The 26,637-nt window shown below is 64.2% G+C and carries 11 protein-coding genes; 4 read left to right on the top strand and 7 right to left on the bottom strand.

What is annotated here, in order from left to right; genetic code table 11:
* Positions 1–421: 421 nt before the first annotated feature.
* Positions 422–10,045: a hemagglutinin repeat-containing protein gene (locus tag DB032_RS07730; protein ID WP_107798964.1), complete on the bottom strand. Its 9,624-nt coding sequence runs from the start codon at positions 10,043–10,045 to the stop codon at positions 422–424.
* A 67-nt stretch (positions 10,046–10,112) separates the two neighbouring features.
* On the bottom strand, positions 10,113–11,831 hold the full coding sequence (locus DB032_RS07725) for a ShlB/FhaC/HecB family hemolysin secretion/activation protein (protein WP_199225843.1): 1,719 nt from the start codon (positions 11,829–11,831) through the stop codon (positions 10,113–10,115).
* A 352-nt stretch (positions 11,832–12,183) separates the two neighbouring features.
* Here DB032_RS07725 and DB032_RS07720 point away from each other — a divergent pair, with 352 nt between their 5' ends.
* Complete coding sequence (locus tag DB032_RS07720) at positions 12,184–17,865, top strand: alpha-2-macroglobulin (protein ID WP_233246663.1); 5,682 nt, start codon at positions 12,184–12,186, stop codon at positions 17,863–17,865.
* 119 nt (positions 17,866–17,984) lie between these two features.
* Here DB032_RS07720 and DB032_RS07715 read toward each other — a convergent pair whose 3' ends face one another.
* Together DB032_RS07715 and DB032_RS07710 are read right to left on the bottom strand one after the other, a co-directional pair.
* Positions 17,985–18,521: an AidA/PixA family protein gene (locus DB032_RS07715; protein ID WP_107798962.1), complete on the bottom strand. Its 537-nt coding sequence runs from the start codon at positions 18,519–18,521 to the stop codon at positions 17,985–17,987.
* 78 nt (positions 18,522–18,599) lie between these two features.
* Entirely contained in the window at positions 18,600–19,127 is a 528-nt protein-coding gene (locus DB032_RS07710) for an inclusion body family protein (protein ID WP_107798961.1), read from the bottom strand.
* Between the two features lie 247 nt (positions 19,128–19,374).
* Between DB032_RS07710 and pbpC the strand changes: the two genes are divergently transcribed.
* Both pbpC and DB032_RS07700 read left to right on the top strand, forming a co-directional pair.
* Positions 19,375–21,627: a penicillin-binding protein 1C gene (pbpC, locus tag DB032_RS07705; RefSeq protein WP_107798960.1), complete on the top strand. Its 2,253-nt coding sequence runs from the start codon at positions 19,375–19,377 to the stop codon at positions 21,625–21,627.
* Positions 21,628–21,700: 73 nt separating this feature from the next.
* Positions 21,701–22,738, top strand: coding sequence for a patatin-like phospholipase family protein (locus DB032_RS07700; RefSeq protein ID WP_158274259.1), 1,038 nt, complete (start codon positions 21,701–21,703; stop codon positions 22,736–22,738).
* Positions 22,739–22,901: 163 nt separating this feature from the next.
* Here DB032_RS07700 and DB032_RS07695 read toward each other — a convergent pair whose 3' ends face one another.
* The 3 genes from DB032_RS07695 to yedE form a co-directional block, all read right to left on the bottom strand.
* Entirely contained in the window at positions 22,902–24,437 is a 1,536-nt protein-coding gene (locus DB032_RS07695; protein WP_107798958.1) for an RICIN domain-containing protein, read from the bottom strand.
* A gap of 138 nt (positions 24,438–24,575) precedes the next feature.
* Positions 24,576–24,815: a sulfurtransferase-like selenium metabolism protein YedF gene (gene yedF, locus DB032_RS07690; RefSeq protein WP_019100738.1), complete on the bottom strand. Its 240-nt coding sequence runs from the start codon at positions 24,813–24,815 to the stop codon at positions 24,576–24,578.
* Entirely contained in the window at positions 24,812–26,023 is a 1,212-nt protein-coding gene (gene yedE / locus DB032_RS07685) for a selenium metabolism membrane protein YedE/FdhT (protein WP_107798957.1), read from the bottom strand. The genes yedF and yedE overlap by 4 nt, the downstream gene beginning before the upstream one ends.
* Positions 26,024–26,391: 368 nt before the next feature.
* On the opposite strand from yedE, the gene DB032_RS07680 reads away from it, so the two are divergent.
* A partial coding sequence (locus DB032_RS07680; protein WP_199225842.1) for a hypothetical protein occupies positions 26,392–26,637 on the top strand: 246 nt, incomplete at its 3' end.

Below are 26,637 nucleotides of genomic sequence, written 5' to 3'. Positions count from 1 at the left end.
CACCACCGCTTTATCCCTGAGTCAGGAACAAGTACAGTTCCACTAGGGGTGAATCGCCACATCTAGCCTAGAAATTTTTTGTGCTCTCCACTAGCATAGCTATTCGGACATCACTCTTCTAGTTTACAGCCTGCACATAGCCAAATAACAACACGCTAGCGCGACTCCACTTCTTTAACATAGGACTGATACACCCCACCCTCAGCCTCCAGCCACAACCTCTCGCACTGAGGGCACCTCAGAACACCTACTCTATCTTTGTCAATTCTTTCAAAAAAACCATCAACATCTAAAGCCTCGTTACTTTCCAATAGGCACGAAATTTCCTCAATATTTTTCTCAGGAATCAAGGCAAGTTCATACGACTCCCATCCCGTAGATAAATTCATGACACAACCACACTTACATCCAAATTTTGGCATCACTCAATCCTCTTTATGGGCCGATCAAATCTAATGATGTGCCCCTCTTTATTTTGAAAAAATAGTTTACTTATGTTTTCAGTGCTAGATTTTCCCCATGCCCTCGCAACAATCTCTTGAATTTCTTTTGGAGCTAAATTCACCTGAATAATAATCGCATTTGTTTGTAGATTTTTCTTTTCAATCATTCTTAGTATTGATTTAGGTGTAACAACAGTAGGAGTATACACATCTACTTTACCTATCCCATCAACCCACAAATCTTGAGTTTTAACACCCTGAACTCCCTTGTCAGATGCTGTAGCCTTATGAGTCACATCATAGCCTAGCTTTGAGAAACCATTCGCAGCTATTAACTCGTTAGCATCAGGCTTGGCATATGGCTCGGTTACCACTTTACCTACCCTCAAAGCTGGTAATTTTTTTACATCCCCATCAACCACTAGACTAGGATCACTAGGCCTAGCCCCCTTAATTGTCCCAACCGCAACACTCAGCAATGCTAACTGCTGCGGAGAAATTCCTGCCTCTTTAGCATAGTTGGCGGCGGCATCCGCCAGGACTCCCTGTACTGGGTTGCCTGCCGCCCCCGTCAGCAGAGCGAACCGTTCCTTTTCATTCAATGGCTTACCAAAGATCAGCGTTTCAAAGCCGGCTCTATTATTGGCGCTCATTGCATAGAACTGCTTTTCAAACGGCGTCTGCAGCTCGGGATTCAGGCGAATCTGATCATAATAATAGCGGGTATCCGTCAGCGAGGGAGTCGCACTATTCCCAAATGCCAAGCCTGCGGTATCTACCCCCCCTTGAGCCAAGCCCACGATCTGCTGATACACACCAGCCGCTTGCTCAATCTTCTTCATATGACGATCAAGACATGCTCGATCGTTTCTGCAAGACTCTGAGCGCATCGCATTGGAGTTTGCGTCCGATAGCTTAACGGCGGCCTGTACTGCTTGTTTAATGCAGCTTTCATCTCGATGCAAACGACAATCTTTGACCTTAGACGCTAAGCGAGTGATCTGATCCGCTGCCAGGTAGTTATTCTCCACCTCGTTCTTAGCCGCCTGCGCACCGGTCAACGCCCCAGCGCTATTGCCCCCCGCCAGCGAACCCGCCAGGCTACCCGCCATCGTGGTCAACGCTGAAATAGTCTGCTTTTGATCTTCGCTCAGACTATCTGCATTTGGATACAAGGTTTTTTGCAGGTATTCCGCCACCAACGGCGATGCACCAGCACCCGCAGCACCCGCTGCCGCGCTTTCGCCCTTCATCTGCGCCAACGCCGCGCCCAGCAAGGCGTGCGCCATCACATTGGCTTCTTTGTTGCCGTCGGTCATGTCCTTGACCACGCCGGCCAGGTAAGGCGCGGCGGCGCCGCTGATGGCGGCTTGCACATTGCCGCCAGCCAAGCCTTGCAGCGCGGCGGTGGCGGCTTGCGCGGCCCTTTGGAAGTCGCTGCCAGTACCCCACTTCGCTTGCATTTCTTTATACGTGTCGCTCTTCGCGTACTCTGGATTGCGCCGTACCTTCTCGTTTTCCTCCATCATCATCTCAGTGGCGACGATCTGGGTGGCTTGCGCGCCGATCTGGCCTACCAGCTGTGCTTCCTGCAAGCGGTTGAGCTCCTTCTCCTTATCGAAGATAGGGCTCAGGCCGTTGGCGGCGTGTTCGGCGTCGCGGCTCAGCTCTTTCAGATCCTGTTGCTGCTTGTCCTGGTCGCGGATCTTGATCGCGCCTTCGCTGACCGCGGCGTAGGTGGTGGATTCGGCATGACCACTGCTGTTGCCGCCGCCCAGCACGCTGCTGGCGCCCTGGCTCATCAGCGTGCCTTTCAACGAGTCGGTGATGTTGCCGCCGCTGCTGATGCCGAAGCTTTGGCTCTCCACCTTGAAATCCGCCTGGTTGTGCTGATTGCTGAAGCCCAGCGTGCCGGTATCCAGCGTGTTTTTGTCCGCCTTGGCGGTGCTGGCGATCACCGCGCCGTCCAGCTGGGTGTGGCGGCCCACCTTGACGTCGAAACCGCCCTGGCCGGCGTAGAGGCCGGTTTGCTCCTGCACGCTGACGAAGTCGCTATTGGCCTTTTGACGGCTGATGCTGATGGAGGCGCTGCCGTTCATGCTGCCGAAGGTGAAGCTGGCGCCGGCGGAAGCGTTGCTCTGCTCGCTGTGGTAGCGGTCCTGATCTTGCAGACTCTGCAACGTCAGGTTGCGTCCTATGTCCGCCACCACGGTTTTGCCGCTGGCGCTGGCGCCGGTCAGGCTCGCGTCGCGGCCGCTTTGCAGGTTCAGGGTATCGCCGGCGCTGAGCACGGTTTCGTTCCAGCGGCTGCCCTGGCCCTCTTCCTTGCCCCGGCCCTTGTTGGCGTTGGCGAAGATGGAGATGCCCGCCCCCTGGCCAACGCCGATGCTGAAACCGGCATTCCAGCCGCTGCTCTTGTTGCCGCCGCTTTGAGAGTCTTCATTGCGGCCGGCTTGCAGTTGCAGATCCCGCGCCGCGTCCAGCCTCAGGTCTTTGCCGGCCTTGAAACGGCCGCCGGTGACGCTGATGTCGCCGTCCTGCGCCTGGCCCTGGGCGTCTTTGGGCCCGCTGCCGGTGGCGGTCAAACTGAGGTTGCCGCCGGCGGTGAGCTGGCTGCCCTGGCTCTGGCTCTGCTGGCGCTGGCTGTGGGATTGGCTTTGCTGGTTGCCCACGGACAAGCTGATGCCGACAAAGCTTTGTTCCGCCGCCGGTTTCATCGCTTCCTGCTGGTAGGCCTGATAAGCCTGATAGCCTGATAAACCGGCCTGAACGCCTTGCAACGCGGCCAGGCGGCCGCTGGCTTTTTTACTGTCCTGCGCTTGCTGCACGGCGGTGTTGGCGGCGGCGCCCACCACGCCGGACAAGGCCACGGTGAGGCCGCTCTTGCTGACTTCGTGCTTCTCGTCGCGCTGATAGCGGTTGGCCACGTCTTCCACGCGGATGTTCTGGGCCAGCACGTCGATGTCGCCGCCGGCGACCAGGTCGGAGCTCTTGATCAAGGCGTTGCGGCCGGCGTCGATAATGACCTTGCCCAGCACACTGCCCACCGTGCTATTGGTTTGGCTGACGCTGGTTTCGCCCACCTGGTCTCGCTGTTTCTGACTGCCGATAGTGAAGCCGATGCCGCCGCTGCCCAGCAGGCCGGATCGTTTAACGCTTTCGTCGTGCTGCTGGTACTGGCGGTTTTCCACTGTGGTGACGTTGACGTCGCGGCCGGCGACCAGGTCCACGTCATGAGTGGCGGCCACGCTGCTGCCGGCCACGGTCAGGTCCTGCCCGGCTTGCAGGCTGATGCTTTCGCCGGACAAGCTGCTGCCCTTGGCCAGCGTTTGCCGTTCGTCGGTCTGACTGAGGCTTTGCTTGCTGTTGGCCAGGTTTTTGCGAGTGCTGGCGGCTTGCTCCTGGAAGCTGCGGCTTTCTTCCGCCGCGCCCACGCGGATATCCCGCGCGGCGCTGAGCTTGAGGTCGCCGTTGTCGCTGGCCAGTTCGCTGCCCTGCACGGTGAGGTCCGTCTTGCGCGCCTGGATGGTGACGCCTTGCTGGCCGCTGATTTGGCTGCCCTGCGCTTGCGTGTCGCGAATGGCTTGCTGACGCTGGCTGCGGGTCTGGCCGATGTGATTGTTTTCGTAGTCGTCGATTTCCACATGGCGCTCCGTCGCGCCGATGTCCACTTGGGTGCCGGACAACAGCACCTGGCCCTGATCGCTGGCGACTCGGCTGCCTTGCACGCTCAGTTCCTGGCCGGCCACGGCGACCACGCCGGCTCCGCCGCTGAGCTGGCTGGCAATCAGCGTATCGGCCTGATAGCGCGCCTCCACCCGAGAGCTGGCGCTATCGGCGGTGAGCTTGGTGTTGTTGGTGGCTTTGTCCGCCTGCACCGTAAGCTTGTTGCCGGCGCTGACATTGAGCTGACCCTTGGCCTGGGCGCTGGAGCCGGTCAACGTCAGATCCTTGCCCGCGCTCAGGTTGAGCTTGCCGCCGGATTGCAGGCTGCTGCCCTGCGCGGTTTCCCACACGCCGCTGACGGTGGCGACGCCGCTGCCGCCCACGTCGGCGCCCAGCGTGGCGTCGCGGTTGCCCATGCTGCCGGCGATCAGATCCACGCTGCCTTCCTTGCGGCTGCGCGCGGTGCCCAAGGTCAAGTTGTTGCTGGCGCTGAGCGTCAGCTGTTCCGAGGCGTCCACCTTGGCGCCCTTCAAAACGATGTCCGCGCCGCTCAGGCTGACGTCTCGCCCGCTGACGGCGGCCTGCCGGCCGGCGTTTTGCAGATCGGTGTCCAGCCTCAGGCTGTCCGCCAACAGCTTGACGGTGTCGGCCTGGATCAGGCCTCCGGTATTGCTCAGAACCTCCGCCTTGGCCACCAGGCTTTGGTCCGCCTGCAGCTTGCCGCTATTGCTCAGGCTGGCGGCGGACAGGCTGAGGTCTTTGCCGGCGATTACCGCGCCGTCACCGGTGAGGCTCAGGGTGTTGTGCGCCAGATAGACGGTGGGCACCAATACGGTTTGCGGGCCGTTGGCGGTGTTGACGGTTTCGCTGACCATCCAGACGATGTCTTGCTGCAAAGCGGCGATTTGCGCCGGAGTCAGCGCCACGCCGGTGGTCAGCCGGAAGTCCCTGGCCACGTTCACGCCCTGGTTCATCAGCGCCTTGAATTGCTCGGTGGCGTCTTCTCCGCGCAGAGACGGACGGCCGGTCAGCGCCAGGATCTGGTCGCGCACCAGCTTTTGCTCGTAATAGCCGTCGCCCAGGCGCTTGTGCGCGCCCACCGGATCGTAGTTCAACTGCTTCAGCATGTAGTCGCTGCTGATGAAGTTGTTGTACTGGGTGAAGCGACTATCGGTTTCAATCAGATAGGAGGCCGTGGGGCTGGGGTTTTGCTGGAACAGCTGGTTGTTGGGCAGGCGGTCCAACAGGCCAGGCTGGCCTGCGCCGCCTTTGAGCGGACCGGCTTTCGCGCCGGCCGCGGCGGAGCCCGCGGCCGCTGCCACGTCTTGCTTGTCCCAGCTCGCCGGTTCCGCTTCCGCGGCGGCCTTGGCCGCTTCCGCCACGCTGATCTGGGCCGGATTGACGGTGACGTTTTCAATGCTGGGCGCGCGCACGCTGACGCCCTGATGACCGGCGATGGTGGCGTCTATGGTCTGCAACGCCACCGTTTTGTCCTGGGTGTATGTGGGGTACCAGTGCCGCGTGTTGCGGTCGTAGTGGTCCGTTCCGGTTTCCTGGGTGCGCTCGTTGACGGAGTAAGCGCGGTTGATCACGCGCGCGTCGCCTCCGCCATTGTCCGCCCCGTTGATGGTGACGGCGCCGTTGGCGGCGATGCGGCTGGCGTCGTTCAGCAATTGCCCGCTGACGTTCACCGTCATATTGCCGCCGGCGCTCAGGCTGGCCACTTCGCCGGCTGAGATCAGCTTGTCCCGGGTCTTGGTGCCGCTGGCGGAACGGTTGCGCAAGTTGAACTTGTTGCCGGGGTCGACAAAATCCAGCTCCAGCGGATTGATATGAATGGCCGGGTTCCATTGTTCGTTGCTGCCGGACCATACTTCGCGCCACACCGTGTGCTCATAGGGACAGGCGGCCCCTTGGAAGCAGCTGTAACCTTGGTAGAAGGTCATGTCGTAACCGCCGCTGTCGTTCTTCTTGATGGCGTTGTAATTGACCCAGCGTTCCTGAGTGCCCTGGAAGCGGACCAGGGCCTGCTTCTTGGCTTCATTCACTTGCAGAATGGTGCCGTATCGCGTTTTGGCCGCTTCCGCGTCGTTGACCGGCAAGGATTTGGTGACGGCCGACCAATCCCAGCCGCCCACCCGTTCAAACACATCAAAGTAGTAGTTGTACTTGTACCAGCTATAGTTCTCGCTTTCCGCCGCGCGCTGGATATTGACGTGGGTGCGCTGGTTATTGAACCGGCCGGCGCGGATGGCAACGTCGCCTTCGGCTTCTATCGCGGTGGAGATGTTTTCGATCAGGTCGCCGCTGCTCAGACTCAAAGCGCCGCCGCTGTAGATGTAGCCGCTGTCGCGGTTGCTCAGGCGGGTGCCGGCGTTGAGACTCAGGCTGCGGGTGGCGGCCAGCACCGCCTGGCCGCCGTGGTTATCGATGACGCCACCGTTCACCGTGACGTCGCGGCCGCTGATCATGCCGCTGTTGTCCAGCGCCGCTGCGTTCAGCGTCAGTTGTTCCGCGTCCAGCCGGCCCTGGTTGACCGCCTGACCGGCGCTATTGATGTCCAGGCGGCCGCTGGCGGCCAGCTTGGCGCCCGCGGCGTTGCTGAAACTGGCCGCTTGCAGGCTGACGTTGCCGGCGCTGGCCCACTGGCTTTCGTTGCGCAGGCTGCCGCTGGTGCGGAAACTCAGCGTCCCCTGGCTAGACAGCGTCTCGCCGTCGCGGAAGACGTAGTCCTGCTGCAAGTCCAGGCTGAGGCCGCTTTGCCCCGCCATTTTGCCGCCCTGGTTGCCCAATTGCCCGGCGGTCAGGCTCAGCGCCTGGCCGCTATTCACCGCGCCGCCCTCATTGTGGAGCCGGCTGGCGCTCAGCTTCTGATTGCGATTGGAGATCAGCTTGCCCTGGCGGTTGTCGATCTGACCGCTCAGTTCCGCCTCCAGCGCACCGGTGGTTTGGATCTGGCCGTATTGGTTGTCGAAACTGCTCAGTCCCAGGCTGACGTCGTCCAGGCTCAGCAGGCTGCCGTAGCGGTTGCTCAGCGTACCGGCCTTGAGTTCCAGCGCGCCGCGGCTGTTTAGCAGGCCGCCGGCGTTGTCCACGGAGGCGGCTTGCAGCGCAAGCCCCTGGTCCGCCACGATCTTGCCTTGCTTGTTGTCCAGCGCGTCGCTGATGGTCAACCGCGCCGCGCCGCCGCTCTGCAGTTCGCCTTCCGCGTTATGCAGCCCCGCCAGTTGGTAATAAGCGTCGCCGCGGCTGATCAGCTTGCCTTGCTGGTTGCTCAGTTGGCCGCCGTCCACCGTCAGATCCATTCCACTGCTGATCTGGCCGCGCCGGTTGTCCAGCTCGCCGGCGCGCAAGCGCTGGCCCTGGTCCGCCACCAGCTTGCCGTCCTGATTGTCCAGCAGGCCGCTGGCGTCCAGCGCCAGATCGCCCAAGGTCTGGATCTGGCCGCCCTGGTTGTTAAGCCCGCCCAGCGTCAGCGTCAGGCCTTGCTGGCTGGCCGCCGCGCCGCCTTGATTGTCCATCTGGCCCGCCAGCACGGTGATGCGCTCGCCGCCCGCCAGGGTGCCTTGCCGATTGTTCAGCGCGCCGGCGTCCAGCCGCATCGCGCGCTGAGCGCTGATGCGACCTTCCCGGTTGCCTAGTTCGCCTTGGACTCGCACGGCCAGAGCGCCGCCGCTTTGCAGCTTGCCGCCGCTATTGTCGAGCGCGGCCAGTTGGATATCTCCGTCTCCCAAGCTGACGATGCCGCCGCCCTGATTGCCCAAGACGCCCGCTCGCAGCGTCAGCGCTTGTCGGCTGCTGATCTCGCCGCCGCCGTTATTGAGGCTCGCGGCCTCTATCTTCTGGTCCCGGTTGCTCAGCAACTTGCCCGCGCTGTTGTCCAGCCCGCCATCGGAACGAAGGGTCGACGCGCTTTCGCTCTCCACCTTGCCGCCAGCGTTGTCAATCTCGCCCGCTTGCAGGCCAACATCCGCGCCGCCGTGGATGGTGCCGGCCTGGTTGTTCAACTTGCCTGTCGCCTTGAGCGTCAGCGGCCCGCCGCCGTCTATCCGCCCCCCTCGGCTATTGTCCAGCTGCGCCGTGTCCAGTTTCAAAGCGGCGCCAGACAGCAGCGCGCCGCCTCGGTTGTCCAGTTCCCGCTCCGTGGTCAGCGTTAAAGCGATGGCGCTTTGCACGGCGCCGCCGGCATTGTCCAAGCTGCCGGCGCTCAGGCTCAGGTCCCCGTTGCCGCCGATCAGGCCGCCCTGATTGCTCAGATCTTGCCGCACGCTCCAGGACTGCGCCGCGTCGCCCAAGGCCAGCAATTTGCCGCCGCCGTTGTCCAGCTGGCCAATGCTCAACGCCAGGCTGGCGGCCTCGATGCGGCCGCCGCGGTTATCCAGCAACTGGCCAATGCGGAAGTCGCCGCTGCCCTGGCCTATCTGTTCCCAAACGCCGCCCAGATTGTTGAGCGCGGCGGCGCTGGCCTGCCACTGGCCCGCTTGCAGCGTGGCCGCGTCGCTGTCGATCTGCCCGCCGGCCTGAACCACCAAGCGGCCGGTGTTCAAGCTGGCGCGGCTGAGACCCAGCCCGTTCTCCGCCGTCAGCGTCACGCTATCATTGGCGCGCAGTTTGGCGTCGGCGGCCTTGATCGCCGCCGCGTTGAGGTCCAGGCTGGAGCCGGCCAGCGCGTGGCCGCTCAGCTGCAGGCTGTCGCCGGCTTTCAGGCTCAGCGCGCCTGTCGTGCCCACTTGCCCCTTGTCGTCGCTGCCGGCGGCGAAATCGCCGCTGGCGGCGATGCTGCGCGCCTTGACAGTGACATCGCCGGCCGCCGCCACGGTGCCGCTCTGGCGCAAGGCGGCGTCGCCGCTCAACTCCAGCTTGCCGCGGCTGTAGCTGGCGCCGTTGTGTTCGATGTCGCCGGCGGCGTGGTATTGGATGTCGCCGCCGTTCTGGCGGCCGCTCAGGGTCAGTTGGCCGGCGCTGTCCAGCTTCAGCTGCTCGCCGCCGCTCAGTTGGCCGCTGCTGCGCACGCCGACGCCGGCCTCGGTGGCCAGCAGGCGGATCTTGCCGGCGTACATGCCGCCCAGTTGCGCCACATCGATGGCGAAACCGGGCCGTCCGGCGCTGTCCGCCGCCAGCGCCTGGATGTTTTGGTGGTCGGCGCTGACGCGGTTGCGGCCGGCGCTGACGCTCAGTTGAGGCGCCCAGATGCCGGCCCGCACTTCCACCGCCCGCGCCATCAGGTCTGCGTACTCGGTGCTGCCGGCCTGCATGCCGGCGCCCTCGATGCGGATGGTGCCGCTTTCCACGCGGTAGCCGGCCAGGCTGCCGTCCGGGTTCAGTTCTGGGCGGCCGGTGGTCAGGGTCATGCGCCCTGCATTGATGGTGCCGCAGCCGTCGCAGAGAATGCCGGAGGGGTTGGCCACGATGACCTGGGCGCGGCCGCCGGCCACTTCCAGGAAGCCGCGCAACTGGCTGGGGTTGGCGCTGTTGACCTCGTTGAGGATCACCCGCGCCGGCGCGGCCGGATTGAGGTTGGGGTTGCCCTGGATCCAGCCGCCCAGTTGGGTCTGCACGCTGGTGGCGCTGTTGTTGAGAATGGCTCCGCCCTTGTCGACGTCGAACTGGCTGTACTGGTTGCGCGACACTCCGGCGGCGCTGGGCGCCTGGATGTTCACTTGCGGCAGGCCGTTGGCGGTGTTGATCACGCTGGGGCGCTGCGCCGCCGGCGCGTTCGGGTCCGCCACGATGCCGCCGGCCAGCGCGGAAGTTCCAGCCAGCGCGCACCAGCTGGCCCAGACAATGCCGCGCAGGGTCACGCCTAAGCGCCGGCTTGCCGCCGCGGGCTCGGCGGAGCGGCCGCCGCCCGCGCCCATCGGCTTGACGATCTCGGCGACGGCCATGATCAGGCCCCGCGCGCGGTTGAAAATCAGACGGTAACAAAGACGGTTCATGACCAAAACTCTCGACAAGGACGAGGCCGTCAACGCAAAGCGTTGCCACCGGCCCCGAATTCAAAGATCAAAATTGCAGGTTCAGGCTGAAGCCCGAGGCGGCGCCGGTCTGGAAGCCGACGGGTTTCTGGATAGGCCAGCCGGTGAACATGTCGTAGGACAGACGCTTGAACAGGCTGCCGCGCATGCCGACTGCGCCGCCGGCCAGCCGCCGGCCTATCAGCTGGCTGCTTGCGGCGCCGCCGACGCGTCCCAGGTCCAGGCCCAGATACAGCTCCTGCCCGCTGGGGCCCATTGCCCAGGACAGCTCGTTGCGCCACAGCCAGCCGCGCTCGCTGGACAGGCTCAGATCACCGTCGAAGCCGCGCACGGTGTAGCGTCCGCCAATGGCGAAGCGGTCCTGCGGCACTAGCGCGCCCTTGCTCCACTGCCCGCGCCATTGGCTGTTGAGCCGCAGCTTTTGCGCGCCGATTTGCAGCGGCTGGGTATAGCTCAGGTCCGCGGTCACGATGCTGGCCCGAGAGCCGCCGTTGCCCGTTTCTTCCTCCGGCGCGGGCAAGGCGCCCAGCATGCCGGTGCCGCGCCGCCAGTTGAGGCCGGCGTCCAAGGTGGCGTCGCCCAGATAAGAACGCTGGTTCAGCCCCAGTTCCCAGCCGGCGGTCTGCCGATGCTGCAGGCGGATTTCCGTGTCTTCGACGAAGTTGCGCGATTTGCGCTGGTAGGCGCGCAGGCTGAGCGTGGTCTTGTGCGCCTGGCTGCGATACACCACTCGCGACAGGCTTAGCTGGCTGTTCTCGCTGTCGCCTCGGTATAGGTATTTCTCGTTGGCGCCGGCTATGGTCTGGTGGTAGCGGTAATCGTTGAGGGTCAGGCCCAGCTGCCAATAACCCAGGGGCAGCGAGTAATGCAGCGAGCGGCTTTTGGAGCCCAGCGGATCATGCTGGAACAAATCCTTGCCCTGGCTGTAATAGAACAGATCATTGACGGTGAGCAGATTGTCCAACGACAAGGTGGCGCTGCCCTGGTAGCGGCCGGTGGCGTCGCTGCCGCCGTCGTCCAGGCTCAAGGACAGGCGGATGGGCAAGGTTTCTTTCCAGGCGATCACCAGATCGCTTTCGCCGTCGGCGCCGGCCGGTTCGATCTGGATGTCGGCGTCCGCCGTCGGCACTCGTTTGAAGTTTTCCAGCGCCTGCTCGATATCGCGCAGATTGAGCACGTCGCCCGGCCGCGCCGGCAGCGCGTTGAACCAGCGCGCGCGCCGCGAGGCGGGCTCGGCGAAGCGGATCGCATGAATGCGGCCGGGGATCAGCGTCAACGTCAACACGCCCGGCTTCAAGTCCTGAGGCTTGACCAGCACCCGGGTGGTGACGTAACCCTGCGCGATCAAGGCGTTCTGCACCCGCTTCATCGCCAGGTTCACCCCTTGCGCGCCCAGACAGCGGCCGGCGGCGTCGGCGGCGGCCAGCGCCCACCGGAAACGCTCGGACAGTTCACCCTCCAGCCTGAGCTCGCGGATGACAAAGCATGGAACTTCGCCAATGGGATAGTCCGCCAGCGCATCGGCCTGGCGCGGCAGGCGCACATCGGGCGCCGCCGGCTGCGCTTGCTCTTGCAGCGTCCGTTCGCGTTCTTGTTGCAAAATCAGCTGTTGATCAGGGGACGGCAACTCCGCCGGCAGTTTCGCCCAGGCCGGCGCGGCCAGGCAGAGCGCGCTTAGCGATGCGAGACAGGCCCCGGTTGGCCGCTTGCACAGGCAGGCCACCGGCTTTAATTGAAAGTGCGACACTTAGAATGCGTTTTTTCTTGAAAGTGGGCGATTCTATGACAAACACCACTCAAGCCCATCCGTATAACTACGTAATTCGCGGATGTGAATCTTCACGGCAGGCATTCAAAACTTTTTGTTTTCATTAGAAATATCAAATAAAAATCATTATCGCCGCGTCTCGCCCCACCCTCCCAGCCGGCTTGGCCGGAAAGTGAAAATCACGAAAATCTGAAATTCCTTCAAACCCGCTCCACCCATGATCAAAAGGGCTGGCAGTCGCCGGTCTTTTTTACATCTAGCGCTTACATCTCTTTCCTTGCCGCCGCTCCAGCCGCGTATAATTGCGATGGTATTTTCCGGAGCCTCGTCCATGTCTTTGCCATTCCGCCTTGCGCCCGCGCTTTTGGGTTTCGTCGGCGCCGCCGCTCTTGCCGCCGGCGTCACCACCTTCAGCCCCCAGGGCGAAGTCAAAGAAGTGCAGCAGGTGCGCGTCACTTTCAACAGCAGCATGATTCCGCTGGGCAATAGCGCCGCGCCGGCGCCGTTCGCCTGGAGCTGCGGCCTGAAAGCCAAGGGCCATTGGGTGGACGACAAGAGCTGGGTGCTGGACGTGGCGGAAACCCCGGCCGCCAATACCGACTGCCGCTTCACGCCCAAGCCCGGCCTCAAGGACCTGCAGGGCAACTCGGTGGGCGCCGGCCTGAGCTTCCGTTTCTACACCGGCGCGCCGGTAGTGGTGGAACGCTGGCCGCGCAACGGCCGCATCGAGGAAGACCAGGCGTTCGTGCTCCAATTCAACGGCGTCGGCGTGCCGGCCTCGTCCTTGTATTGCCAATCCTCCAGCCTGCCGGAACGCATCCCGGTCCAGCCCCTGCCGGCCGGCGAGCGCGCGGCGCTGCTCAAGCATCTGAAACTGGAACAACAATCCGCCAAGGTGCTGACGCTGCGCTGCGGCCAGCGCCTGGCGCCGGACAGCAAGCTCACCCTGGTGCATCTGCGCGGCGCGGCCGCGCCGGACCGGCTCAACTACCAAGTACGGCCGCCGTTCACCGCCAGCATGAGCTGCCTGCGCGAGAACGCTAAAGGCGCTTGCATCCCGTTCAAGCCCATTACCCTCAACTTCAGCTCGCCGGTGCCGGAAAAACTGGCGATGGCGGTGCGCCTGAGCGGCGCCGGCGCCGAACGCGCGCCCCAGGCGGAAGCACGCGGCAAGGGCGAGCCGGTGGACAGCATCAGCTTCGCGCCGCCGTTCCCGCCCTTGGAAACGCTGACGCTGAAGCTGCCCAAGGACTTTGGCGACGAGGTGGGCCGGCCGCTGGTCAACGCCGAGCGCTTCCCGCTGGCCATCAAGCTGGCCGACTATCCCCCGCTGGCCAAATTCGCCGCCGCGCCGTTCGGCATCATAGAGTCCGGCGCGGACGCGGCGCTGCCCATCACCCTGCGCGGGGTGGAGGGCGATCTCAACATCAAATCCGTGCAATTGGGCGGCCAGGCGCTGCGGCTGAACAAGGACCAGGACATGATGGCCTGGCTGGCCAAGGTGCTGCGCTATCACGAGAGCGCCCTGCCCGCCGGCAAGGACAAGACCATAGAAAGCCGTCGCTTGTCGCTGCTGGCCAAGGAGCCAGCCGCCCAGCCGCTGAAGCTGCCCAGCCAGCCGGACAAGCAGGGCAAATGGCCGTTCGAAGTGGTGGGCATCCCCCTGCCCAAGCCCGGCCTCTACGTGGTGGAAGTGTCGTCGCGGCTGCTGGGCAAATCCCTGCTGGCCAGCACCAAGCCCATGTATGTGCGCACGGCCGCGCTGGTCACCAATATGGCGGTGCACTTCAAGAGCTCCAAGGAAAACGCGGCGGTGTGGGTGACCACGCTGGACAAGGGCAAGCCGGTGCCGGCCGCCCGCGTCAACATCTACGATTGCAAGGGCAATGCGCTGTGGTCCGGCAAGACCGACGCCAAAGGCGTGGCCGCGGTCAAATCCGTGCTGCCGGCCGGCGAGTGCGACAACGAGGAGCTGTCCGGCCTCTTCATCACCGCCGCCGCCAAGGACGCCAAGGGCAACGACGACGTGTCCTTCGTCCGCTCCAGCTGGAACCGCGGCATCGAATCCTGGCGCTTCCCCTTCCCCACCCAGTGGAGCGACAGCCCCACCATCCTGGCCCACACCATTCTGGACCGCGCCTTGTTCCGCGCCGGCGAAACCGTGTCGATGAAGCACCTGCTGCGCACCCAGGTCAGCCGCGGCCTGGCCCAGCTCAAGCCCGGCCAGCTGCCTCAGCAACTGCGCATCGTCCACGACGGCAGCGGCGACGAAATCAGCCTGCCGCTAAGCTGGCGCAGCGGCCGCTACGCGGAGAGCAGCTACGCGCTGCCCAAGGAAGCCAAGCTGGGCGAATACACGCTCTACCTGGAACGCAAGGGCGCGCGCGGTCCGGACGACAAGGACAAACCGTCTAGCCCGGAGCTGGACGGCTATTCGCTGCGCAGCGGCGGTTTCCGGGTGGAGGAATTCCGCCTGCCCACCATGACCGGCCGCATCTCCACGGTGAAGAACGCCGGCATCGCCCCCAAGCAGCTGCCGCTCAATGTGTCCCTGTCCTGGGGCAACGGCGGCCCGGCCAAGGGCTGGCCGGTGGAAGTCAGCGCCATGCTGGCCGACGCCTATCAGCGCATCAAGGGCTATGAGGCTTACAGCTTCTCGCCGCCGCAGCGTCAGCGCGATCAGGCCGAATCCTCGCTGGACGGCAAGGTGCTGCTGGACAAGTCCGCGCTGCAACTGGACGCCAACGGCAACGGCAAGGCCACGCTGGACAAGCTGCCCAAGCTGGATCGCCGCTACGACCTGGTCACCGAGGCCGCCTACCGCGACCCCAATGGCGAAGTGCAAACCCTGACCCGCCGCATTCCGCTGTGGCCTGCCGGCCTGCAAGTGGGCATCAGCGTGGACAGTTGGATCACCGCCGGCCGCGCGCTGCAGCTCAAGGCCGTGGTGCTGGACACCGCCGGCAAGCCGCTGGCCGGCAAGAACGTCAAGATCAGCCTGCGCGAACACCGCTACCTGTCCAGCCGCAAGCGGCTGGTGGGCGGCTTCTACGCCTGGGACCACAACGAGGAAACCGACGACAAGGGCAAGGTGTGCAGCGGCGGCACCGACGGCCGCGGCCTGATGTTCTGCGAAATCAACCTCAAGGACGCCGGCGACATGGAGCTGATCGCCGAAGCCGCCGACGACAACGGCAATCTGGCGCAAAGCGCGCAATCGGTCTGGGTCAGCAAGCACGACGAGCTGTGGTTCGACGTGGACAACAACGACCGCATCGACATCCTGCCGGAAAAAATCAGCTACGCCCCCGGCGAAACCGCCCGCTTCCAGGTGCGCATGCCCTTCCGCAAAGCCACAGCCTGGCTGGCGATAGAGCGCGAAGGCGTGATCGAAACCCGAGTGGTGGAGCTGGAAGGCAAGAACCCGGTGATCGAGCTCAAGGTCGAGCCGGGCTGGACCCCTAACGTCTACGTCTCGGTGCTGGCGGTGCGCGGCCGCGTGCGCGAAGTGCCGTGGTACTCCTTCTTCACCTGGGGCTGGAAAACCCCGAGCGAGTGGTGGGACGCCTACTGGAACGAAGGCGGCGATTACACCCCGCCCACCAGCATGGTGGACCTGTCGCGGCCGGCCTTTAAATACGGCATCGCCGAAATCCAGGTGGGCGACGCCGCCAAGCGGCTGGACGTGACGGTGAGTCCGGCGCGCAAGAGCTACGGCATCCGCGAAACCGCCGACGTGACCATCCAGGTCAAGCTGCCCGGCGGTAAGCCGGCGCCGGCCGGCACCGAAGTGGCCTTCGCCGCGGTGGACGAGGCGCTGCTGGAATTGCAGCCCAACCGCAGCTGGGAGCTGATGCAGGCCATGTACCAGCGCCACAGCTACGGCGTGGAAACCGCCACCGCCCAACTGGAAGTGGTGGGCAAGCGCCATTACGGCCGTAAATCGCTGCCGCCGGGCGGCGGCGGCGGCAAGGCGCCCACCCGTGAACTGCTGGACACCCTGCTGCTGTGGCAGCCCCGCGTGGTGCTGGACGCCAACGGCAGCGCCCGCGTCAAAGTGCCTATCAACGACGCGCTGACCCGCTTCCGCCTGGTGGCGGTGGCCGACGCGGGCAATGATCTGTTCGGCACCGGCGAAGCCGGCTTCAACGTCACCCAGGACCTGCAACTGAGCTCCGGCATCCCGCCGCTGGCGCGCGAAGGCGACCAGTTCAGCGCCGGCGTCACCGTGCGCAACGGCGGCGACAAACCGCTCAAGGTCAAGGTCCAGGCCGGCGCGCCCGGCCTGCCGGACTTGCCGCCGCAGGAGATCAGCTTGCCGGTGGGCGAGGCGCGGCTCTTGAGCTGGCCGGTGACGGTGCCCAACGACGTCAAGGAGCTGAAATGGAGCTTCAGCGCTCAGCAAGTGGACGGCAAGGCCGCCGACAAGCTGGCGGTGCGCCAGGAAATCGAGCCGGCGGTGCCCATCACCGTGGAGCAGGCCACGCTGCAACGCGTGGAGCCGGAACTGAGCATCCCCGTCGCCTTGCCGCCGGGCGCCCTGCCCGGCCGCGGCGGCGTCCGCGTCAGCCTGCAGGCCAAGCTGGGCAATGAACTGCCCGGCGTGCGCCGCTGGTTCCAGGACTACCCCTATGTCTGCCTGGAACAGCGCAGCTCGGTGGCGCTGGGTCTGGCCGACGCCAAGCGCTGGGATCAGCTGATGAGCGAACTGCCGCTGTATCTGGACGGCAGCGGCCTCGCCGCCTACTTCCCGCTGGCCGAAGGCGCGCCGGATCGCGGCAGCGACATCCTCAGCGGCTATCTGCTGGCCGCCGCCCACGAAGCCGGCGTCGCCATCCCCGAAGCCCAGCGCGCGCGGCTGCTGGACGGCCTGTCCGCCTTCGTCGAGGGCCGGATCAAGCGCGATCTGCCGCTGGGCCGCCAGGACGCAGACGCCCGCCGCCTGAGCGCAATGGAAGCGCTGGCGCGCTACGGCCGCTTCCGCCCGGCCATGCTGGACGTGCTGGACCTCAACCCGCAGAAGATGAGCACCGCCATGCTGGTGGACTGGCTGGCCCTGCTGAACCGCGCAGCGGACATCCCGCAGCGCGCCGCGCGGCTGAGCGAGGCGGAAAACCTGCTGCGCGCGCGGCTCACCTACCAGGGCACGCGCATGGGCTTCAGCACCGAGGCCAGCGACAACGCCTGGTGGCTGATGGGCAGCGCCGACGTCAACGCCGCCAAGCTGCTGCTGACGGTGCGCAAGCTGCCGGGCTGGCAGGCGGATATGCCGCGCCTGCTCACCGGCCTGCTGGGGCGTCAGCAAAAAGGCCATTGGGGCACCACCACTTCCAATCTGTGGGGCAGCCTGGCCGTCGCGCAATTCTCGCGTCAGTTCGAAACCACGCCGGTCAGCGGCCAGACCAGCGCCGCGCTGGGCGGCGCCAAGCTGAACCTGGGCTGGCCGCAGGAAGGCGTCAAGGCGCTGGGCCTGCTGCCCTGGCCCGCGGGCGCCGGCAGCCTGCAGCTCAAGCACGCCGGCGGCGGCGCGCCGTGGGCCACGGTGCAGGCCGAGGCCGCCATCGCGCTCAAAGCCCCGCGCTACGCCGGCTACAGCATCAAGAAAACGCTGAGCCCGGTCAGCCAGAAAACCAGCGACCAGTACCAGCCCGGCGACGTGGTCAAGGTCACGCTGGAGATCCAGGCGCAAAGCGATATGACCTGGGTGGTGGTCAACGATCCGATCCCGGCCGGCGCCACCATCCTGGGCTCCGGCCTGGGCCGGGATTCCGCGATCAACGCCAAGGCGGACAACGACGGCGACCCCGCCGACTACGTGGAGCGCCGCTTCTCCGGCTACCGCGCTTACTACGGCTACGTGCCGCGCGGCGGCCTGAAAGCCAGCTACACCATGCGTCTGAACAACCCCGGCGCCTTCAAGCTGCCGCCGACGCGGGTGGAAGCGCTGTACGCGCCGGACGTGTTCGGCATGTTGCCCAACTCGGTGTTCAAGGTAGGAAAAGGGGAAAATTAAGCCGGCGCCCCCTCTTTGGCCAATGTCAAAGAGGGGGCGCCGCAAGCGGGCAATGCCTCATGCCCGCGCGTCGACCGCTTGCGTTCAAGGCAGCGGTCGCCGCCTCCGGCAGCCGTCGCTTACGGAATGACGATGGACACGCTGAGCACGCGCGTTCCCAGCCTTTCTCCATGGGAGCCGTCAGACTTGGGGCGGCCGTAGAGATGGAGCGTGATGCGGAAATCTTCTCGGCCAGAGTCCGTCACATCATGAGTCCAGTAAAAAAACGATGCTTTTTCAGCATGGAGCCGCTCCATATTGATTTCGGAAGTGGCGGCATCCTGCTCGGGCAGCAACTGCCCTCTTTTGCAGAGGCATGGAGCGGTGATCGAGGTGGCTGCTTGCCCTCCGACACGGTCAACGGCATAGGGGATGATGCCCATCCCCTGACTTGGAGAGGCGCTCGCGCCATACCAGCGTATCGTATTCCCCACCCTGGCATCGGGCAGAGACAATAGGAGCAGACCATTCTGTAAACGCTCCTCGACTAGGGTATGACTGGAAAAAACCCGTACCGCGCCTTCATTGACCGCTGCGGGCGAATCCTCCTGCAGACCCAAGACGTTTTGTGGCACGTCCGGTTGCAGCGCCAGGGTCAAGTCGATAACCGGATTCATAATTCATCCTTACAATAGGTGAAGTGCCGGCAAGCTGAACAGTTTGCCGGCACTTCGGTTTCAATGAAATCTGATATTTCAAGAAACCTGAATAACGGGATCCCAATAGAAATAACCAAGCGTTTTAACTTGATTGCCGCTTACTTGCTCGGTGATATAAAACCAAACCTGATAATTTTCAGTGCCCGTATCCGTTACGTTGCAGCCAAGATAGTAGTTTGGAATTTGTTGCGCCGTATAATTCAGCGGGTCCACCACTTTGTCCGCATTCTGATTGGGAATGGGCACCCAAGGTCTGGACTCGGTCGGAACCGGGATGGAGGTCACCTGACTGCCGGAGAATTTTTGAATTTTGTAAACGATAACGCTTTGGCTGACGTTTGAAGACAAAGACAGTGCGCGCCACCGGATCACGTCATCCACCTCGGCCTTCACCGCCAAATCAGCGGAAGCTTGTCCGCCTGTTACAAAGCGGCTCTCCGCCACCATATAAACGTCCTGATGGGCGATGCCGGTTGGCTGGCTAGAGTTTTGGCTTGGGCCAGGATACTTGTTGAGAATGGTTTGCGTATCGAACACCATTTCAATGTTGACAATATTGCTCATTCCTTCCTCCACATGTAGATCATTAATTAGGAGAGGCAGCTTCACCCCAAGGCCTTTTATTGATACAACAGGATCAAGAGAATAGAACCTAGTGCAAATACCTAATTAACAGCATGCAAAATATTTAATTGCAGATTAAAATGTTTTATTACGCAATATCACAACAACAATCAACTACCGTAAAGACCACATGCAATGCATGCTCCACTTTCATGCCATCCACTCAGCCACAAACTCGGTCTCGCACATGACGCGCATCCTCCCTCTTCGACTGCTGCGCTCTAAACCTCCACGCCAAGCCTGCCTTTGGGAGCAAACCTCCATAAAGGGGGGGCAGTGGCTGGCCGCCCTGATTCTGTGCGGCGCCGCCGCGCCGGCGCTGGCCCAGCCCAGTTTTCAGCAGGTCAAGGCCGAATGGCGGCCGTCGGACGTGGTGGTGCTGGACCGCAACGGCCAGCCGCTGCAGCGGCTGCGGGTGGACAAGCAAGGCCGACGGCTGGACTGGGCGGGCCTGGCCGATACCTCGCCGGCCTTCCGCCACGCGCTGGTGGTGTCGGAAGACCGGCGCTTCTATCAGCACAGCGGCGTGGACTGGTCCGGCGTGGCCGCCGCGGCCTGGGGCAATCTGTGGAACACCCGCACCCGCGGCGCGTCCACGCTGACCATGCAGCTGGCCGGCCTGCTGGATAACGATCTCAAGGTGGGCCGCAACGGCCGCAGCCTGTGGCAGAAGATGGGCCAGGGCTGGTCCGCCGCCTGGCTGGAAACCCACTGGAGCAAGGCGCAGATCCTGGAGGCCTACCTCAATCTGGTCGGCTTCCGCGGCGAGCTGGTGGGCCTGTCCGCCTTGTCCGCCACCTTGTTCGGCAAACTGCCGGCCGGCCTCAATCTGGAAGAATCCGCCATCGCGGTGGCGCTGATCCGCGCGCCCAACGCCGCGCCGGACAAAGTGGCCGCCCGCGCCTGCCGCATCCTGCAGGGCATGCGCCGCCAGCCCAATTGCGCGGCGCTGGCGGTGCGCACCCGCCAGGCGCTGGCGCAGAGCCGCGCCGCCAATCCGCTGGCGGAGCAGGACGCGCCGCACTTCGCCCAAAAACTGCTGCAGCGCCAGCCCTTGACGGCCGGCAGCCGCATCGCCTCCACGCTGGACCTGGGCCTGCAGCGCTACGCCGCTTCGGTGCTGCGCCGCCACCTGGCCGCGCTGGCGCAGCGCAATGTGCAGGACGGCGCGCTGGTGGTCTTGGACAACGCCAGCGGCGACATCCTAGCCTGGGTGGGCTCCAGCGGCCGCGGCCTGTCCAACGCCGCCGAAGTGGACGGCGTCACCTCGCTGCGCCAGGCCGGCTCCACCCTCAAGCCCTTCCTCTATCAGCTGGCGCTGGAGCGACGCTACCTGAGCGCCGCCTCCCTGCTCGACGACAGCCCGCTAAGCCTGCAAACCGGCGCCGGCTTGTACGCGCCGCAAAACTACGCCAAGGACTTCAAGGGCCTGGTGTCGGCGCGCACCGCGCTGGCCTCCTCCCTCAATGTGCCGGCGGTGCGCGCCATCGAAATGGTGGGCCCCAACGCGCTGCGCGACCGCCTGTACCGGCTGGGCCTGAGCAGCCTGCAGCAGGACGGCGACTATTACGGCTTCAGCCTGGCGCTGGGCGCCGCCGACATCCGCCTGCTGGAGCTGGCCAACGCCTACCGCACCCTGGCCAATCAGGGCCTGGCCAGCCCGACCCGCTGGACGCTGGCGGACCCCAAGCCCAAGCCGCAGCGGCAGCTGGACGCCAGCAGCAGCTTCATCATCGCCGACATCCTGTCCGACCGCACCGCGCGCGCGCGCACCTTCGGCCTGGAAAGCGCGCTGTCCACCCGTTACTGGAGCGCGGTCAAGACCGGCACCAGCAAGGACATGCGCGACAACTGGGCGGTGGGCTTCTCGCGCCAGCGCACGGTGGCGGTATGGGTGGGCAACGCCGCCGGCGAGCCGATGTGGGACGTATCCGGCATGCACGGCGCGGCGCCGGTGTGGCAGGCGGTGCTGGACCGCGCGCAGCAAGGCGCGCCGGCCTCGCTGCCGCCATCCCCGCCGGCCGGCGTGGTGAGCCAGAACGTGCGCTATGAAGGAGATGTGGAAGCCAGCCGCCGCGAATGGTTCCTGGCCGGCACCGAACGCGCGCTGATCGTACCGGAGCGCGGCAGCGCCGCCAGCCAGACGCCGGGCATCGCCGCGCCGGTGGACGGCAGCGTCTACGCGCTGGACCCGGACATTCCGCCGGCCAACCAGCGCCTGTTATTGCGCGCGCGCGGCGTGGCCCGCCCGCAATGGTGGCTGAACGGCAAGCGCCTGGGCGCCGGCGCCAGTCTGGCCTGGTTCCCCTGGCCCGGCCGCCACGCCTTGGAACTGCGTGACGCCAAGGGCCTGGTGGTGGAGAAAATCCGTTTCGAAGTACGCGGCGCGGTGGCCACACCTGGCCGAAAGGCCGGCAAGCCCGGGCCCCGCGTCAACTAATAGCGGCAAACGCCGCGCCATGCCGTACACATAAATGGCGAGTCATTCCCATTTCAACGACAAGGAGCGGCATATGAAATATTCATTCGAAAACCTGGCGCTGTCCGGCGGCGGCGTCTGGGGCATCGCCTACCTGGGCATGTTGGAGGAACTGGAGCGGGCCGGCGCGCTGGCGCAGATCCAGCGCGTGGTCGGCGCCTCCGCCGGCGCCATCTCCTCCATGCTGATCAGTTTCCGCCTCAGCGCGGCCAAGACCCAGGAACTGTCCGACTCCCTCGACTACAGCAAGATCCCGCAAAAAGCGGCTGAGCCGGCCACGCCGCAACTGCAGGCCGCGCACAAGGCCTTCCAGGCCCAGCTGGCCTTGCAGCCGCACGCCAAAAACGTCTCGCTCGAAGACTTCATCTGCCTGCTGCGCCTGTTCAACAAGAAAGGCTGGTATTCCAGCGACTACTTCTACCACTGGCTGAAAGGCGTGGTCGCCAGCCAGTTCAAGGACGGCCGGCCGGACAAGAAATACACCTTCGCCGACTTCGCCAAGCCGGCGCTGCACAAAAACGACCAGCCCTTCCGCCAGCTCCACGTGATAGGCTGCGACGCCAACGCCCATCAGGCCAGAATATTCTCCGCCGAGCTGACGCCGGACGTGGAAGTGGCCGAGGCGGTGCGCATCTCCATGTCCATCCCCTTCTTCTTCGAAGCGCAAAACTTCAGCTACCCCGGCCAGCCAGCCGGCGTATTCGTCGACGGCGGCACCATCTGGAACTACCCGATCAACTTCTTCGACGACAAGTACCCAGCAAAGCCCAAGCAGGGAGAAGATGAGGAGGAGGAGAAAACCTTCGGCGCCCGTTTCGACGCGCCGCCGGGCAAGCCGTCTTCGGACGCCAACCTGATCCAGCACATCCAGAACATCGCCCAGAGCGCCTGGCAAGCGCAAAACCTGAACTATCAGTATTCGCCGCGGGATCAGGCGCGCAGCATCAATATCCCCACCGAAGGCGTCTTGGCCACGGACTTCAATATCAAGACCGGCGACGACAAGTATCAGCGGCTATTCCAGGCCGGCGCCGCCGCCACCCGCGCCTTCCTCGCCAGCTGCGAAAGCTAAGAAGCGGCTCAAAGACTCGCGAGCAAGCGCGAGACAAGGCGTTGCGGCTGAGAAAGCGGAATGGTCAAGCGGTACATGAGCATTTCGAAGTTGTTTTCAACGCCGTATCGCCGCAGCGCAGCAGATCGTAACAGCCGCCCGCGCCTGACGGCGCGGGCTACGCTCACTCCGCGGCCAGCAAACGCCAGCGCTGATTCGCTCCGCCGTGGCAGCTCCATTGAATCAGTTGCTGGCCGGCCAGGGACGAGGCATTGGCCACGTCCAGGCATTTGCCGGCCTGCGCGCCCACCAGGCTGTACGTGCCGGCTCCGTCCGCCTTCAGGCTGAAGCGCTGATTGGCCTGGCCGCTGCACGGCCACTGAATCAGCTTGCCGCCGTCCTGCTTGGCGCCGCCCTCCACGTCCAGACACTGCCGGGAATGCGCGGCGATCAATTGATAGCCGCCGCCGCTGGCGGCCAGCTGCCACACCTGGTTTTGCCCGGCGGCGGCCTGCTGAACGACGGCCGCGCCGGCGGACGCGCTATTATCCTTGACCGTCAGCCACAGCCCACTGCTCAGGGACTGCAGCCGGTAAGACTTGCCCGCCTGCGGCCCGACGGCGCTGCTGTCTATCAGCTTGCCGGCGCGCGCGTCGCTGCGGTCCAGCACGTCGGTCACGGTCAGATTCACTTGCAGCTTGGCCGGCGTCGGCGTTCCCGCCGGCAGCTTCAAGCTGGCCGCGCGGCGCTCGCCGGCGATTTCGCCGCCCTGCGCCAGGATCTTGCCGCTGGCCGCGTCGCTGACGCTGAGCTGGTATTTGAACTGCGGCGCGCCATAGGGGCTGGTTTGCCAGCTCGCCGTCACCGCGCGCGCGGCGGCGTCGTAAGCGGCGTTCAACTGATCAATCTTGGCCGGATCCGCTTCCGGCGCCGCCGGACGCCGGGCGGTGGAAATCAACGGCGATTGAAAGCCGGCCAGCGGCGCGCCCTGCTGCATCACAAAGCGGCCCTGCGCGGACACCGCGTGTTGCTTGGCCTGAGCCGGCGTCAGTTCCGTGACGGTGGGCGTGGCGCGATTGATCGCCTGCCAGCCCTGAGCGCCGCGCGCCCAGACATCGTAATACTCGGCGCTGCGGGTCACCTCCTTGGCCTGGCCGCTCCAGTTCTCGATGAAGCTGTTGGCGGACTGGGCGGCGAAGTCGATATTGGCCGCCGGGAAATCGAAAGTGGCGTGATGGGTCCAAATCCGCGTGGCCGCGTCCCGCGTCCACATGCCAAAGTAAGTGTGGCCGTTTTGCTGCCAATTGCGCACCAGGGACGTTACCGGCTGGCCCAGCGTCCACTTGGTCTGCAAATCGAAATACTTCAGCCCCTCGCCCTCGCCGCCAAAGCGCTCCACCTTGGCGCCGGGCTTGGCGTACACCGCGCGTATCGGCACGCCGTGCACCGACACCGGGTCCCAGATTGAAAAGATATAGGCCGGCGCGCCGTTGTTGTGGCTCTGAATGCCGGTATAGCCGCCGGCATCGCGGCCGCCGTTCCACCCCAGGGTCTCGTAATAAGTGTGCTGATGCGTGTTCAACACCTTCACCGTCATCATCAGGATGTCGGCGGACACATTGGGATAGTTGAGATGGGCGGACCCGGTGCCGGCCAGCGCCGGCGCAATGGGAACACAGACAAGAGCCAAGCGGGCGAGACCGCGGCTGAATGAGTACATGGCAACACCTTTATTCAATAAGGGAAACCAAGGCCGGCCGCATACGACAACGGCCTGCCGCCAAAACACTTAATAAGTGAGTGAACGACAGGCCGTCGGGTTCCGCCCCTGCGGCGGAATGGCACTATTTACACAGGCTCAACGCTGGATCAGATAACGTATCGTCGGGCCGTCCTGCTGGATTTCCAGCACAGTGTAGCCATGATTTTTGGCGTCCAGCGGGATGTTGTTGATCGACTGCGGGCAATCGGTCACCACCTCCAGGATTTCGCCCGGCTGCAGCTGCGGCATCGCCTCCAGCGTGGCCACCGCCGGATACGGGCAGGGCTCGCCCATCATGTCCAAACGGTAATTTGGGGTATAACTCTGCTTGCTCATGCCGCCTCCTTGCTGAATCTAGCCGCCTGCGCCTTATTGGCGAAAAAGCGTTTTTCCCACCACATCACCGCCAGCATCGCCAGCGCCAACATCGCGTAAGTGAGCACCAGGCCGCCTTGCGGGCCAAACACCGCCAGCAGGTTGACCTTGGCGTAATCAGTGGCCACCGCCGGCGCGATATCGTCCCACCACGCCGCCAGCAAGGTGGCGCCGACGATATTGCCCAGCCCCACCCACCAGTAATGCACCTGGCCCTCCACCGCGCGATACATCCAGCCGGTTTCGCAGCCGCCAGCCAGCACGATGCCGAAGCCGAACAAGACCCCGCCTATCACCGCATTGGGGCCGGCCCACAGAATCTTGGGCGGCACGCCCAGCTGCACATAGCTGTACACGCCGATCACGCTCACCGCCATGCCGGCGATGATGGCCTTGGCCATCTGGGTGCGGCCGGTCAGCCACAAATCGCGGAAGGCTGAGGTGAAGCACACCTGCGCGCGTTCGATGATCAGACCGAAAGCCAGGCCGAACAAGGCCGCCAGCCCCAGCTTGGGCATGGAGAAGGTGCGGGCCAGCGCCCACAGCGTGAAGGCGACGAAAATCAGCATGCCCAGGCGGAAACGACGCCGCGCCTGGTCCTCGCGCTGCTGCAAGGGCTGCGGCGCGCTCACCTTCTGCAGCTTCACCGGAATGCGGAACATCGGCAGCATGGTCACGCGCGCGCCCAACCAGGAACCGGCCGCGGTGGCCAGCGCAAACAACCAGGCATGCAGGGAAAACTGCGGAATGCCGGTGAAGAAGGCCGCCAGATTGCAGCCCATGGCCAGCCGCGCGCCAAAACCGGCGATCAAGCCGCCCAGCACCGCCTGCGCGATGCGGACGCGATGATGCGGCATGCGCAGCTTGACGTTGTTGGCCCACAAGGCCGCGGACAGACAGCCGGCGAACATGCCTATGATCATCATGCCGTCCACCCGGTCCAGCGGCGTGCCCTCAAGATGGATCACCTTGAAATAGCCCCAGGTTTCCGGATGGAAACCAAACAGCTGCAAGGCGTGGCCGCCCCAGCGCGTGAACTCCCCGGTCACCGCCCAGAAAGTGCCGGTAATGCCGAAATAATAAGCGGACAACACCCCGGCGGCGATCACCGCCGGCACCGGCGCCCAGAAACGCACCAGGTATTGCGTCTTGAAATCCTGCCAAGTCATGGCTCAGACGTCTCCCAATAAAAAAACCTGCCCGCGGGCAGGGTCAAAAATATACGGTTGGCATTGTAGAACAGTGCGTGAACCATGTCAGCGCCGGATTGTCTCACCCGCCGCCTATCGCAGGCAAACCCAAAGCCGGCCGGACTTGATCTGAAGCGGCACGGCGAACGCGCGTCGGGCTTGCCGGCTGGTACTGATTAAAACCAAATCCCTTTGGCATCAAAGCCTTTGTGCGGAGCAGTAAAAACACATAGAATAAGCTCGCTTTTTAACAATAACTATCAACAGCTATCGCGTAAGCCACGATGCCGCCGCTACGGCGCCTGAACGCTTGCTCGCAAACCTTCGCCAGATAGAGCCCTGAACCCATGGACTTAAGCACCCTGCTCGCCAGCTTCGCCTCCGCCTTCAACCAGGACCAGCGCCTGCTCACCCTCAGCCTGGGCGACGGCAGCGTGGCGGCCGAGCAATTGCTGCCCCTCAGCCTGGCCGGCGAGGAAGGCGTGTCCCGGTCTTACGCCTACCAGCTGACCTGTCTGTCTCCGGACGGCAAGATCGAACTCAAGAGCCTGCTCGGCCTGCCGGCTAGGCTTGGCATCCTCGACGCCGCCGGC

This window comes from Chromobacterium sp. Panama (genome assembly GCF_003052555.1).
Classification (GTDB): Bacteria; Pseudomonadota; Gammaproteobacteria; order Burkholderiales; family Chromobacteriaceae; genus Chromobacterium.
Note: the sequence above shows the minus strand (reverse complement) of the source record. Positions and strands in the feature narration are given on the sequence as shown.

What these genes read in the sequence shown, in the direction of transcription:
- DB032_RS07695 (WP_107798958.1), bottom strand. Translation starts at nt 24,437, where the DNA reads ATGTACTCATTCAGCCGCGGTCTCGCCCGCTTGGCTCTTGTCTGTGTT.
- DB032_RS07710 (WP_107798961.1), bottom strand. Translation starts at nt 19,127, where the DNA reads ATGAGCAATATTGTCAACATTGAAATGGTGTTCGATACGCAAACCATT.
- DB032_RS07700 (WP_158274259.1), top strand. Translation starts at nt 21,701, where the DNA reads ATGAAATATTCATTCGAAAACCTGGCGCTGTCCGGCGGCGGCGTCTGG.
- DB032_RS07720 (WP_233246663.1), top strand. Translation starts at nt 12,184, where the DNA reads ATGTCTTTGCCATTCCGCCTTGCGCCCGCGCTTTTGGGTTTCGTCGGC.
- pbpC (WP_107798960.1), top strand. Translation starts at nt 19,375, where the DNA reads ATGACGCGCATCCTCCCTCTTCGACTGCTGCGCTCTAAACCTCCACGC.
- yedF (WP_019100738.1), bottom strand. Translation starts at nt 24,815, where the DNA reads ATGAGCAAGCAGAGTTATACCCCAAATTACCGTTTGGACATGATGGGC.
- DB032_RS07730 (WP_107798964.1), bottom strand. Translation starts at nt 10,045, where the DNA reads ATGAACCGTCTTTGTTACCGTCTGATTTTCAACCGCGCGCGGGGCCTG.
- DB032_RS07715 (WP_107798962.1), bottom strand. Translation starts at nt 18,521, where the DNA reads ATGAATCCGGTTATCGACTTGACCCTGGCGCTGCAACCGGACGTGCCA.
- yedE (WP_107798957.1), bottom strand. Translation starts at nt 26,023, where the DNA reads ATGACTTGGCAGGATTTCAAGACGCAATACCTGGTGCGTTTCTGGGCG.